Genomic DNA, 13146 nt, shown 5'->3' on the forward strand with positions numbered 1-13146 from the left:
CACGATGACCGCCCCTTCAATCGACACCGTTGCAGCCAAAGTTTGGGATTGCGATTTGCTCGTCGTGGGCTCGGGCGCAGGTGCGCTGTCCACCGCGGTGACGGCTGCACACCTTGGCCTCCAAGTCATCGTGGTGGAGAAAGACCCGCACTACGGCGGCACCACCGCTTGGTCGGGTGGCTGGATGTGGATTCCACGCAACCCATTTGCCATCCAAGCGGGCATCACCGAGCCGATTGAAAAACCGCTCTCATACTTGCGTCACGAGTTGGGCGAACAGTTTGATGAAATGCGTGCGCGCACGTTCCTCACCCACGGCCCACGCATGGTGCGCTTCTTTGAAGAGCACACGGCTTTGCAGTTCATGGATGGCAACGCCGTTCCCGACTTCCATGGTCGCACCGAAGACGCGGCGCTGGGCGGCCGCTCGGTATGTGCAGCGCCGTTCAACGGTCGCTTGCTGGGCAAGCATGTGAAGCAGCTCAAAACACCTCTGTATGAGATGACTTTTCTGGGCATGGGCATTGCGTCGGGGGCTGACATTCGTCATTTCTTCAATGCCTTGCGTTCATGGGGCTCGTTCTTGCATGTGGCCAAGCGTGTCACACGTCATCTGTTGGATTTGGCGATGCATGGCCGTGGCATGCAGTTGGTCAACGGCAATGCCTTGGTCGCTGGTTTGGCCAAATCTGCCTTTGATGCGGGTGTGGACATTCGCGTGAACAGCCCTGTGGTGCGTTTGGTCACAGAAGCCGGTGCTGACGGTGTGCAAAAAGTGCGTGGCGCTGTGGTGATGCACAACGGCGTTGAGCAAACCATCCGCGCCAAGCGCGGTGTGATGTTGGCCACAGGTGGCTTTCCGCATGACCCCGAGCGCAAGAGCCAACTGCTGCCACACGACCCCACAGGCCAACAACATTTCTCAGCCGCCTCGCGCGGCAACACCGGCGATGGTTTGCGCTTGGGCGAATCCGTCGGTGCTGTGGTGGCCAACGATTTGAAGCACGCGGCTGCGATGGCGCCCGTGTCTTTGGTGCCACGTGCCGATGGCTCAATCGCGCATTTCCCGCACTTGATTGAGCGCGGCAAGCCTGGCCTCATTGCCGTCACCCGCTTTGGCAAACGCTTTGTGAACGAAGCCGACTCGTACCACGACTTCATGCAAGGTTTGATCAACGCATTGCCAGAAGGCGAGCCCGTGCAAGCGTGGCTGGTGGTGGACCACCGCTTCATCCGTCGCTGGGGCTTGGGTGCGGTCAAACCTGCACCTGTGCCCATGCACGGCATGTTGGCCAATGGTTACTTGAAGCGTGGCAGTACCTTGGCAGAGTTGGCGCAAGCATGTGGCATCGACGCCGTGGCTTTGCAAAACACCGTGGCCCGTTACAACACCCAAGCCGACATTGGCTACGACGGTGAATTTGCCAAAGGCCAAACCGCCTACAACCGCGTGCAAGGCGACGCCACACACGAAGGCCGCAACCCCAACATGGCGCCCATTCAAGACGGCCCGTTTTTCGCCGTGCGCGTCGTGGCTGGCAGCTTGGGCACGTTTGCCGGTTTGCGCTGCAACGAACACGCGCAAGTGCTCAACGCGCAAGGCCGACCCATCGACGGTTTGTACGCCGGTGGCAACGACCTCTCCAGCGTGATGGGTGGCAACTACCCGAGTGGCGGCATCACCCTAGGCCCCGCCATGACCTTTGGTTATTTGGCTGCGCATCATGCGGCCCGCTTGTCACCTGACTTCGCATCTTCCGAACATCCATTTTTGAAAAGGACCTCTCCCATGTATTACGAACTCGCCACCATGACGCTGCCCTTTGGCACCGCTGCCCAAGCCGCTGCCAACGTGCAAACTTTTTGCGCCCAAGGCCAAGGCGAATTGCTGGGCTGTTGGTTCACCGACATCGGTGTGCTCAATCAAATGATGGTGTTGCGCGGCTTTGACGACTTGGCCACCTTGCAAGCCGAACGCAACCGCACGCAACACAACGCCAGCCCCTTTGGCTGTGGCGACATCTTCCAAAGCTTGGAGCAACACAGCTACCAAGGCTTCCCTTGGATGAAGCCTGTGCGCCCCAGTGCCGAGAGCGGCATCAATGGCCCCGTGTACGAAATTCGCACCTACGGCATCAAACCCGGTGGCGTGCAACCCACGATTGATTTGTGGGAGCAAGCCATTCCCGTGCGCGAAAAAATTTCGCCTTGCGTGGTGGCGATGGTCGCTTTGGATGGCCCGCTGCGCTTCACCAACATTTGGGCTTACCCCACACTCGACGCACGAAGCAAAGCGCGCGCGGATGCGGTGGCCCAAGGCATCTGGCCACCCAAAGGCGGCCCCGCCAACTTGACCACCAACATGGTGTCCACCATTGCCATGCCTACCGCAGTTTCTCCATTGAAATAAGTCATTCAAGGTAGCTCACCATGCGCACTTATTCACTCGCGTACTTAACGGCCAACGCATCCACGGTGTCGCAAGCCATTGGCATTGCGGCAGAGCTGGGCTATGGTTTTGTGGGCTTGCGTTTGCAACCCAATGGGCCTGGCGCTCCGTTTCAAAGTTTCATCGACGATGCCACCGTGCAGCGCGAAACCTTGGCGCGCATGGCCGACACGGGTGTGCAGGTGTTTGACCTTGAAATCATTCGCATCGGCGAACAGTTTGACCCCGTGGTGCACCGCCCCTTGTTAGAGGCGGGGGCCGCACTCAAAGCCCGTGCGGTGTTGATTGCAGCCGACGACAGCAACGAACAGCGTTTGGCCCACCATTACGCGCAACTGTGTGAGTTCATGCAGCCCTACGGCCTCACCGCAGATTTAGAGTTCATGCCGTGGACGGGCGTGAAAGATGCACAAGCCGCGATGCGTGTGGTCAAACAAGCTGGCACGCCGATGAACGCTGGCATCTTGGTGGATGCCTTGCACTTTGGTCGCTCCACCACCAGCTTGGCAGACATTGCCGCCATCCCGCGCGAGTTGCTGCATTACGCACAAATGTGCGATGCACAAGCAGGGTTGAACTTCACCACAGAGCAGCTGATTCACACCGCACGCCAAGAGCGTTTGTTGCCAGGTGAAGGCAATATTGACGTCAAAGGGTTGTTTGCCACCTTGCCGCAAGACTTGCCAGTGAGCGTAGAAATCGTGAACCTTGAGCGTTCGAAGCCGATCGGCGACAAGGCTTGGGCTGAGCTGTGTCTCAACGCCACCCAGAAAGTTTTGGGCGATGCCTGATCGTGTTTGCCACGCTGAGTTAAATCAAGGGTCGCAAACTCTGCGCGACTTCGCGCAACACCGGCAACACGCGGTTCACGGCTTCCTTCGAAGCCTCGTGCTGAATGGGCATGCTCACGGTCAGCGCGCCTTGCACATTCCCTTTGTGGTCACGCAAGGGCACCGCCACACCGCGGTACGCCAAGTCGAGTTGCTGCTCGGACAGCGCCCAGTCTTGTGCGCGGATGCGGGCCAACTCGGCGCGCATGCGTTTGGGGTCAGTGATGGTGTGCGAGGTGAACGCCTTGAGTTCATGGTTGGCCAACCACGCGTCCACTTCTTCTTCGCCCAACAGCGCGAGCAACAACACGCCCGCACTGGTGAGGTGACAGGGCACACGCGCCCCCAGTGCGAAGCTGGTGTTCATGCTGCGGTTTTGTCCGTTGCGCGCGATATAGACCAAGTCGTAGCCATCGAGCACGGCGACAAACGAAATTTCTTGTGTGCCCATCGCCAAGCGTTGCAACGAGGGTTGCACGATGCGCGGCAAGCGCGCCGACTCCAAGTACGACTGGCCCAAACGCATGACCTTGGGCGTGAGCCAAAACAACTTGCCGTCAGTGGTCACAAAACCCAAATGGGCGAGGGTGAGCAAGTAACGCCTCGCTGCCGTGCGCGTCAAACCACAACGTTGTCCGGCTTGCGTGGCGGTCAAGCGCGGGTTGTGTTCGTCAAAGGTTTGCAGCATCGCCAAACCTTTGTCCAGACCGGCGATCCAGTCTTTCTTGTCCATGCCCGTCGATTGCGTCAAAAGTGTGTTCATAGCGTGTGCAGGGGGAAACCCGAGATGGGATCGATGATCGCACACGAGCGTTCGTTAATCGCGCATTTGGGATTAATTTATCCCTCACTTCACACTTTTCCAATTAAATTTCACACGTTCAATGCCTTTGAACGGTGTGTCGCTGATTTCATCACCCCGAGCCACCAAACAAAGGCTCAATTTCAACCCCAAAGAGGAGACATCCATGAATAAACGTTCCACCTTAAAAGCTGTAGCTGCCGCCGCGATTTTTGCGTTGGCAGGCGTGGCGCACGCCCAGCAAACCATCAAGATTGCCAACATCGTTGAGCTCTCAGGTCCTGGCACCACAGCCGGTACGGTGTTCAAGAACGGCGTGGAGTTGGCGGTCAAAGAGATCAACGACAACGGCGGTATCTTGGGCAAGAAAATCGAGAACTACACCGTTGACACACAAACCAACCCTGGCGTAGCCAAGGGTTTGACCCAGAAGGCTGTGGACGACGGCGTGTTCGCCATTTTTGGCCCCGTGTACTCGGGCTCCATCATGGTGTCCATGGCTGAATCCAAGCGCGGCGAAGTGCCTAACTTCACTGGCGGCGAAGCTGCATCTATCACTGCACAAGGCAACCCTTATGTGTTCCGTACCGCGTTTGGTCAAAGTACATCGTTCCCCAAGCTCGCTAAGTTCATCAACACCAAAGCCAAAACTTTGGCAGTGATTTATGTGAACAACGACTTCGGCAAAGGCGGCCGTGACACCTTGGCCAAATTGCTCGATGGCAGCCCTACGAAAGTGGTGGCCGACATTTCGACAGACGCAGGTCAAGTCGACTTCTCCGCTGCGGTGTTGAAAGCCAAACAAAGCAACGCCGACGCGATTTTTGCGTACACCAACGAAGAAGAATCTGCACGTTTGTTGCGTGAGTTGAAGAAACAAGGTTGGACCAAGCCTGTGATCGGCGAGACCACTTTGACAGGTCAAAAAGTGATCGAACTGGCGGGTGATGCGGCCAACGGTGCAATGGCCCACGTGGGTTTGACCGTGGATGCCCCCAACCCAGAAATGTTGAAGTTCAAGGCCAAGTACTACCAAGCCTACGGCAGTATTTCTGACCACAACGGCATCAAGGGCTACACCGGTGTGTACGTCTTGAAAGCCGCCATCGAAAAAGTGGGCAAGCTCGACCGCAAGGCCGTCGCTCAAGCTTTGCATGGCATCAACATCAGCGCTAAGAAAAACCCAGGCGTCATCATGGACGTGAGCTTTGACGCCAACGGTGACCTCGACCGCGAAAGCTTCTTGATCGAAGTGAAAAACGGACGTCAAGTGGTGACCGCTACTTTGCCCGCTTTGAACGCGAAGAAGTAACCAAGAAAACAAGGCACGCCTATTTCGGGCGTGCCTTTCTTTTTTCAAGCGAAACGACATGACCGACTTCTTACAACTCTTTTTCAGTGGCCTCGCCACCGGCAGCATTTATGCGCTGGCGGCCTTGGGCTTTACCTTGCTTTGGCAAGCTTCGGGCACCATCAACTTCGCGCAAGGCGAGTTTGTGATGCTGCCTGCTTTCATGATGCTGGGCTTCTTGGCCGCAGGCTTTCCTTTGGTGCTGAGTTTTGCTGCGAGTTGTGTGGTGTCGGTCTTTGTGCTGGGCTGGTTGTTCAAGCGTGGCGTGGTGGACCCCCTCTTCAAGTTCGGCATGATGCCCATCGTGGTGGCGACCATTGGTCTGTCCATCGCCATGCGCAATGCCGTGCGTGCGGGTTACAGCGCAGAGCCGCATCCATTCCCGAATCTGTTTCCAGACGAGGTGTACAACATTGCCGGTGTGACCATTTCGGCCACCGACATTGGCACCTTTGTCTTTGCGATTGCGCTGGTGTTGGTGACACAAGCTTTCTTGGCCAAGACCGTCACCGGTCGTGCCATGCAAGCCGTGGCGCAAAACACCGAGAGCGCTTCGGTGTTGGGCATCAATGTGCCCCGCATGATTTTTTACACCTTCGCCATCAACGCGTTGCTGGCTGCTGCCGCTGCGATTTTGGTGACACCCACCTACTTGGCGAAGTTCGACATGGGCGCGTCGCTGGGCAACAAGGCCTTCTTCGCCGCCATCATCGGTGGCTTCAACAACTCACGCGGTGCGTTGTTGGGCGGCGTGATTGTGGGCGTGTGTGAAAACTTGGCTGCGGCCTACATTTCGCCTGCCTACAAAGATGCGGTGGCCTTGGTTATTTTCATGGTCGTGATTTTGTTCAAGCCACAAGGCTTGCTCGGAAAAAAAGTGGAGCGCAAAGTATGAAGAAGCTCGCAATTCTTGCCGGCCTCTTGGGGCTGTTGGTCTGTATTTTTGTGCCCACGCTGCTCAAAAACCACGGCATTTATTTGTTCACCTATTGGCTGATTTACGTCATTGCCACCATGGGCTTGAACCTCACCATCGGTTACGCCGGTCAAAAGTCACTCGGCCATGCCGCGTTCTTTGGCATTGGTGCCTACACCGTGGCTGTTTTGATGCAGGCGGGTTATAGCTTTTGGCTCGGCATGCCGCTTGCAGCGTTGGGCTGCTTTGTGGTGGGCTTGGCCTTGGGCTTTCCTGCGTTGCGCGTGCAAACCATTTACTTGGCATTCGCCACGCTCGGTTTCAACACCGCGGTGTGGTTGGTGATGCGCAACGAAGAGTGGCTCACCGGCGGCACCTTCGGCATCAACAACATTGCACGCCCTGAAGCCTTCGGCATCAGCTTTGATGGCAATTTGGCTTATTACTACTTGGTGTTGGCATTTGCCGTGGTGTTGGGCTTGCTCTTGTGGGGTTTGCTCAATTCACCTTGGGGCAAAGCGTTTACCGCTTTGCGTGACAACCCGATTCGTGCCGAGAGCTTGGGCGTGGACATCCGTGGCTACACCTTGTTGAGCTTTGCGATTGGCGCGGCCTATGCCGGTATCGCCGGTGGTTTGTTTGGTTCGATGGTGCAGTTCATCGACCCTGCACCGTTCACGGTGGAAGCGTCCATCATGATGTACCTCATGGTGGTGGTGGGTGGCCCTGGTTATTTCTTGGGTCCCTTGCTGGGCGCTGCGGTGGGCGTGATCTTGCCCGAGTGGTTGCGTTTTGCGCAGGCTTGGTATTTGTTTGTGTTCGGCACTGCCGTGGTGATGTTGATGATTTGGCTGCCCGATGGTTTGCTGAGCATTCCAGACCGCATCCGTGCAAAACGTCAGTCGCGTGAAGCCTCTGCTGCGCGTGCGGCGGCTGGTCAATCAGGAGTGAAAGCATGACCATGTCTACCAACCAACCCGTTCTCAAAGTCACCGACTTGAAGAAGGCCTACGGCGCGATTCAAGCGGTGGGTGGCGTGTCTTTTGAAGTGCGCCCCGGTGAAATCTTTGGCGTCATTGGCCCCAACGGTTCTGGCAAAACAACCCTGTTCAACAGCATGTTGGGCCAGATCACACCGGACACCGGCAAGATTGAACTCAATGGTCAAAACGTGACGCAGTTAGGTCCTTTGGAACTCAATCGCTTGGGCGTAGGCCGCACTTTCCAAACCCTTCAGGTGTTTGGCAAGATGACCGTGCGCGACAACTTGATCGTGGCCGCGCAAGAGCACCAAGGCACCATGTTCAGCCGCATGTTTGCCCCCAGCGATTCCAACTTGGGTGACAAGGCGGATGCCTTGATTGACCAATTCCACATCCGACATGTGGCCGACAAAAAAGCGGGCGAGTTGAGCTACGGCCAACAAAAACTGGTGGACATTGCCATGGCCTTCATGAGCGAACCTGCCCTGGTGTTGCTTGACGAACCCTGCGCGGGTGTGAACCCATCGCTGGTGGGCGGCATCAGCACCTTGCTGAAAGACTTGAACAAAACCCAAAGAGCAGACGGCAAGGCCAGCAGTTTTGTGGTGATTGAACACAACATGGACTTTGTGATGGACCTGTGCCACCGCATCATGGTGATGGTCGAAGGCAAGGTGATGGCCATTGGCACACCCGCTGAGATTCGCGCCAACAAACAAGTGCTCGACGCTTACTTGGGAAGCTGATCATGACCACACACAACAACACAACACCGTGCATCGAGTTTGACGATGTCGTGGCGGGTTACAAAGATTTCATGATCTTGAACAACCTGTCGTTCACTGTGCCCAAGGGCTCCATCACCTTGCTGATTGGCCCCAACGGCGCAGGTAAGTCCACTGTGCTCAAAACCTTGTTTGGCTTGCTCACACCGCGCCAAGGCAAGATTCGTTTGAATGGCGACGACATCACCGGCGCCACACAAAAAGACTTGCTCGCGCGCGGCATTGCCTTTGTGCCGCAAGGTCGCAATTTGTTTGGCCAACTCTCAGTGTATGAAAACCTAGAGCTGGGTGGCATCACGCTGGGCATGAAAACCACGCACGAGCGCATTCCTGAAGTGCTGGAATTTTTCCCACGCGTGAAAGAGCGCATGAACTCCTTGGCATCTTCGTTGTCAGGCGGTGAACAAAAGCAACTCGAAATTGGCCGCGCTTTGCTGCTGCGTCCCAAGGTCTTGTTGATTGACGAGCCCTCGATTGGTTTGTCACCCATGGTGGTGCAGGACGTGTTCAAGCTCTTGCGCAAGCTGGCTGACCAAGGCACCACGGTGCTGATGGTGGAGCAAAACGTGAAGAGTGCGCTCAAGTACTCGGACAACGCCATTGCTTTGGAGTCTGGCCGTTTGGTGCTGTACAAATCAGCCGCCGAAATTTTGGCTGACCCCCAAATGGAACGTTTGTTCTTGGGCGGCGCACACACCACCACGGCTGCAGCAGCGACCGTTTAAGCATGCCCCCAGTGAACATCGCGGTCGCTGGTGCGGGCGTGATTGGTCGTGCCCACATCGCCGTCATTGCGCAATCTTCGCAGTGCCGATTGAGCGCGATTGCCGATCCGTCTGAGGCTGCGCAGGCCTTGGCTCAAACGCATGGCGTACCTTGGTTTGCCACCTTGGACCAACTGCTGACTACGGCCTCGCCAGATGGCGTGATTTTGGCCACCCCCAATGCCTTGCATGTGCCGCAAGCCTTGCAATGCATCGCGGCGGGTGTGCCGGTGTTGGTGGAGAAGCCGATCGCACACACCGTGGCCGATGCCCAAAAGCTGGTGCAAGCCACGCAAGCGCATCAAGCCAAGGTGTTGATCGGTCACCACCGAGCCCACAGCCCCATCATGCGTGAGGCCAAAGCGGTGATTGATGACGGGCGCTTGGGCCAGTTGGTCAGCGTGGTTGGCAGTGCCATGTTTTACAAACCCGATGACTACTTCACGCAGGCGCCTTGGCGACGTGAGGCGGGCGGTGGCCCCATCCTGATCAACCTCATCCACGAGATTCACAACTTGCGCATGCTGTGCGGTGAGATCGCGCAAGTGCAGGCCATGACCTCGAATGCGGTGCGTGGCTTTGCGGTGGAAGACACCGCGTCCATCACGTTTCGTTTTGCATCGGGTGTGTTGGCGTCATTCATGCTCTCTGACACAGCGGCATCGGCGCGGAGTTGGGAGCAAACCAGTCAAGAGAACAAGGCCTATGCCAGCTATGACGATGAAGACTGCTACGTCATTGCTGGAACGATGGGCAGTTTGTCTGTGCCCACCATGCGCTTGAAAACCTACGCCAAAGCAGAAGACCGTTCATGGTTCAAACCGTATGACATCAGCACGGTAGCCTTGCAGCGTGAAGACCCCTTGCGCTTGCAAATGGATCACTTCATTCGCGTCATCCAAGGCTTGGATGCACCGCTGGTCAGTGCGCATGACGGCTTGCAAAACTTGCGGGTCGTCGAAGCCATAGCGCAAGCTGCGGCCAGTCAGCAAACTGTTCGGCTAAGCGAAGCTTGAGTTTGGCGCGCTGGGTGTGCTGCGCCGATTGAGGCTCAGCGGCTCAAGTGCACAACTTCGCCCGTCTTGGCGCTGGTTTGAATGGCATCCAAGGTGGCGGCAATGTCGTGGCTAGCCGTTGCGGCGCGTTCGATGGCGGCCATGTCGCCCTCGCGCACCACCTGGGCAAACGCCTCGGCAGCAAACCGAAAACCACTGCCTGACGCTGAATGCACGTCTTCAAATGGAATGCTGTTGGCTATGCCTTGACGCACGCGCAGTTGGCTGGGCAAGTAGCCCCAAGGGTGCGTGTGAGAGTCGCTGGTGTGGTTGAGGTATTCGGTCTCGACTGTGCCGCGTGAGCCCACGATGATGGCGCGGCGGTGGTTGGCGGTGTCCATGGCGCATGACATTTGTGCGCGTCGGCCATCGGCGTAAAACAAGGTGGCCATCAGGCTGATGTCCACGCCCGTGGCGGCCCAGTTGGCATGCGCCATCACACGCTCAGGTGCGCAGCCCATCACCAATCGAATCAAGCTCAGTGGATAGCTGCCCGCATCCAGCAAGGCGCCGCCACCGAGGTCGGGCTTCATGCGGATGTTGGTGTCGGTGTTGCCCACCGTGAAACCAAAACTGGCTTGCACGCTGCGCACTTCACCAATTTTGTCGTGGCTCAAACATCCCAGCAGGTCGCGGGTTTGTGGCTGAAACCAATAAGGGTAGGCTTCTAGCAGCATCACGCCTTGTTGGCGCGCGACTTCAAACATGCGTGTCACTTCCGTGAGGTTGAGCGCCAAGGGTTTTTCGCACAACACATGTTTGCCCGCTTGCATGGCGCGAATCGCCCACTCGGCATGCATGCTGTTGGGCAAGGGGATGTAAATGGCGTCTAGCGCGGCATCAGTTAGCAGCGCCTCGTAGCTGCCGTGGGCGCGTGCGATGTCAAAGCTCTGCGCGAAGGCTTGCGCTTTGGTCAAGTCGCGGCTGGCCACAGCTTGGATGGCAACCAGCGGGCTGTCAGATACATCGCGTGCAAATTGTTTGGCAATGTTGGCGCAGCCCAAGATGCCTAGGCGTAAAGGGGGATTGTGCAACGGTGTGTGGTGTGGGGTGGTCATAGAACAACATCCGCAATGAGTTTGAGAGAAACAACAAATAGCCCGCCTTGTACCAGACGGTAAAACCAAACGTCTGCAATTTTCTTCGTGATGTAAGCGCCTAGCACTGTGCCCACCAAGGCAAAGGGTATGAGGTCGGCTGCACGCATCAAGTCGTCATACGAGTAAGGCTGCAACAGTTGGTAGGGCCAAATTTTAGCGGCGTTGATGACTGCAAACAGCAGCGTGGCCGTGCCTGCAAATTGAATCTTGGGCAGCCGTTGCGGCAACACATAAATTTGAAATGGTGGCCCACCCGCATGCGAGATGAAGCTGGTGAAGCCCGCCACCGTACCCCAGAACCAGCCTTTCTTCACATCGACGGCTTGCTTGTCTTGTGGTGTTTTGCGTAGCCAAGTGTTGAGGCAAAAGCCCACGCCCATGCAGCCAATCATCAGCTTCACTGCACTGTCAGAGGTGAACGAAGCCGTGAGCCAACCAATGAGTACGCCCAGCACACCTGCTGGAATGAGGATTTTCAAATTGGGCAAGCTGAAATCTTTGCGATACAACCAAACGCTCACCACGTCTGAGATGACATAAATCGGCAGCAACAGCACCGCCGCTTTCACGGGTGACATGAACAGCGAGAGTAGGGGAACGGCCAGCATGCCCACCGTGGGTAAGCCGCCTTTGGACAGTCCCACTAATAGCGCGGCTAGTCCGGCTAGGACGAAGTAAGAATCAAATGACATGTGTGGTGTTTCGTGTGCGTACTTGAGTTTACGTACGCGAGTGCAGCTAGCTGGGTATTAGGGTTCTTCAGGAGACAGTTGCCTACTTCTTGCACTCTATACTTTGATAATGAACGAAACGGTACATTCCGCACGCAAAGCGCCCAAGCGTACCAATGATCCCGAGCGGACGATGGCGGGCATCATGGCCGTGGCCACGGCAGAGTTTGCGGCCAAGGGCTTGGCGGGCGCACGCATCGACGCGATCGCGGACGCCACGCACACCAGCAAGCGGATGATCTATTACTACTACGGCAACAAAGAGGGCTTGTATCTGGCTGTGTTGGAAGACGCATACCGCCGCATCCGAGCCACCGAGGCAGAGCTGCATCTGGCCGATTTATCGCCCGAGGACGCGCTCAAAGCCTTGGTTGGCTTTACCTTCGACCACCATCACAGCAACCAAGATTTCATCCGTTTGGTGATGAACGAAAACATTCAACGTGGCACCTATTTGGCACAAAGCAAGCTCATCCAAGAGTTGAACGTGTCCGCCATTCAGTCCATTGAGGCACTCTACAAACGCGGTGTGAAAGCAGGCGTGTTTCGCAAGGGGCTGGACCCCATCGACATCCACGCGTCTATTTCGGCGTTGACTTTTTTCAACGTGTCCAACCGCTACACCTTCGATTTGATTTTCAAACGCAACGGCCAAACCGCCAAAGCTTTGGCGGCACGACGCCAAAGCGTGGTGGACATGGTTCTGCGTTTTGTAAGTTATTCCAATTTGGCATAACAGATAGTTTGCTATGCGTGATTTAAATGCGGGTTTTCACTAACGCACCACAAAGTAACTGTTTTGTACATTTTGTTCCAGCCCATATTCTTTAAGGATCTTCCTCATGTTTAACCTAATTTTGGATCGCTGCTGCCGAGTGCTTGAAGCCGCGATTGCCTTTTGCCTGGCCCTGATGGTGGTGCTGGTGTTCGGTAACGTGTTTTTGCGTTACGCCATGAACTCTGGCATCACCTTGTCTGAAGAGTTGTCTCGTTGGGCCTTTGTGTGGATGACCTTTTTAGGCGCCATCGTGGCCCTGAAGGAACACGGTCATCTGGGGACCGACATGCTGGTGAGCCGCTTAGGTCCGTTCGGCAAAAAGATTTGCTTAGGCGCTTCCTACGTCTTGATGTTGTTCGCATGCTGGTTGTTGTTCCGCGGTGCGTATGAGCAAGCAGTCATCAACTTTGACAGTACCAGCGCGGTGATGGAAGCTTCAATGAGCTGGGTGTATTTGCCCGGTATTTTGTTTGCTGTGTTGGGTGGGTTGATTCTTGCTGTTGAGCTGCTGCGCTTGCTCACCGGTCAAATTCGCGACGAAGACTTGGTGATGATCCAAGAATCTGAAGAAGTCCCTCACGGCGACAGCCACTAAACCCACT

The 13146-nt window shown here is 56.3% G+C and carries 13 protein-coding genes; 10 read left to right on the plus strand and 3 right to left on the minus strand.

The window, feature by feature from the left end; genetic code table 11:
- Window positions 1–4 precede the first annotated feature (4 nt).
- On the plus strand, window positions 5–2410 hold the full coding sequence (locus B9Z44_RS12840; RefSeq protein ID WP_108402617.1) for an FAD-dependent oxidoreductase: 2406 nt from the start codon (window positions 5–7) through the stop codon (window positions 2408–2410).
- Window positions 2411–2430: 20 nt separating this feature from the next.
- Window positions 2431–3240: a sugar phosphate isomerase/epimerase family protein gene (locus B9Z44_RS12845; RefSeq protein ID WP_108402618.1), complete on the plus strand. Its 810-nt coding sequence runs from the start codon at window positions 2431–2433 to the stop codon at window positions 3238–3240.
- A gap of 19 nt (window positions 3241–3259) precedes the next feature.
- Here the strand turns inward: B9Z44_RS12845 and B9Z44_RS12850 are convergent, their stop codons facing one another.
- A complete protein-coding gene (locus B9Z44_RS12850) occupies window positions 3260–4012 on the minus strand; it encodes an IclR family transcriptional regulator domain-containing protein (RefSeq protein ID WP_108402921.1) in 753 nt (250 codons plus the stop codon).
- Between the two features lie 235 nt (window positions 4013–4247).
- On the opposite strand from B9Z44_RS12850, the gene B9Z44_RS12855 reads away from it, so the two are divergent.
- The 6 genes from B9Z44_RS12855 to B9Z44_RS12880 are packed head-to-tail and all read left to right on the plus strand — an operon-like array spanning window position 4248 to window position 9896.
- Entirely contained in the window at window positions 4248–5393 is a 1146-nt protein-coding gene (locus tag B9Z44_RS12855; protein ID WP_108360184.1) for an ABC transporter substrate-binding protein, read from the plus strand.
- 58 nt (window positions 5394–5451) lie between these two features.
- Window positions 5452–6327, plus strand: coding sequence for a branched-chain amino acid ABC transporter permease (locus B9Z44_RS12860; RefSeq protein WP_108402619.1), 876 nt, complete (start codon window positions 5452–5454; stop codon window positions 6325–6327).
- A complete protein-coding gene (locus B9Z44_RS12865) occupies window positions 6324–7307 on the plus strand; it encodes a branched-chain amino acid ABC transporter permease (RefSeq protein WP_108402620.1) in 984 nt (327 codons plus the stop codon). The genes B9Z44_RS12860 and B9Z44_RS12865 overlap by 4 nt, the downstream gene beginning before the upstream one ends.
- Window positions 7304–8077, plus strand: coding sequence for an ABC transporter ATP-binding protein (locus tag B9Z44_RS12870; RefSeq protein WP_245912820.1), 774 nt, complete (start codon window positions 7304–7306; stop codon window positions 8075–8077). Before B9Z44_RS12865 ends, B9Z44_RS12870 begins: the two co-directional genes overlap by 4 nt.
- A 2-nt stretch (window positions 8078–8079) precedes the next feature.
- On the plus strand, window positions 8080–8841 hold the full coding sequence (locus B9Z44_RS12875; RefSeq protein WP_108360147.1) for an ABC transporter ATP-binding protein: 762 nt from the start codon (window positions 8080–8082) through the stop codon (window positions 8839–8841).
- A 2-nt stretch (window positions 8842–8843) separates the two neighbouring features.
- Window positions 8844–9896: a Gfo/Idh/MocA family protein gene (locus B9Z44_RS12880; protein ID WP_108402621.1), complete on the plus strand. Its 1053-nt coding sequence runs from the start codon at window positions 8844–8846 to the stop codon at window positions 9894–9896.
- A gap of 35 nt (window positions 9897–9931) precedes the next feature.
- Here the strand turns inward: B9Z44_RS12880 and B9Z44_RS12885 are convergent, their stop codons facing one another.
- A complete protein-coding gene (locus B9Z44_RS12885) occupies window positions 9932–10993 on the minus strand; it encodes a Gfo/Idh/MocA family protein (RefSeq protein ID WP_108402622.1) in 1062 nt (353 codons plus the stop codon).
- A complete protein-coding gene (locus B9Z44_RS12890; RefSeq protein WP_108402623.1) occupies window positions 10990–11727 on the minus strand; it encodes a sulfite exporter TauE/SafE family protein in 738 nt (245 codons plus the stop codon). Before B9Z44_RS12890 ends, B9Z44_RS12885 begins: the two co-directional genes overlap by 4 nt.
- 109 nt (window positions 11728–11836) lie before the next feature.
- Between B9Z44_RS12890 and B9Z44_RS12895 the strand changes: the two genes are divergently transcribed.
- Together B9Z44_RS12895 and B9Z44_RS12900 are read left to right on the plus strand one after the other, a co-directional pair.
- The gene (locus B9Z44_RS12895) at window positions 11837–12502 is read left to right on the plus strand and encodes a TetR/AcrR family transcriptional regulator (protein WP_108360143.1); all 666 of its coding nucleotides are present in this window, start codon (window positions 11837–11839) and stop codon (window positions 12500–12502) included.
- A gap of 106 nt (window positions 12503–12608) precedes the next feature.
- Entirely contained in the window at window positions 12609–13139 is a 531-nt protein-coding gene (locus B9Z44_RS12900) for a TRAP transporter small permease (RefSeq protein WP_108360142.1), read from the plus strand.
- Window positions 13140–13146: the final 7 nt, after the last annotated feature.

The sequence above is a fragment of the Limnohabitans curvus genome, assembly GCF_003063475.1.
Taxonomy (GTDB): Bacteria; Pseudomonadota; Gammaproteobacteria; order Burkholderiales; family Burkholderiaceae_C; genus Limnohabitans; species Limnohabitans curvus.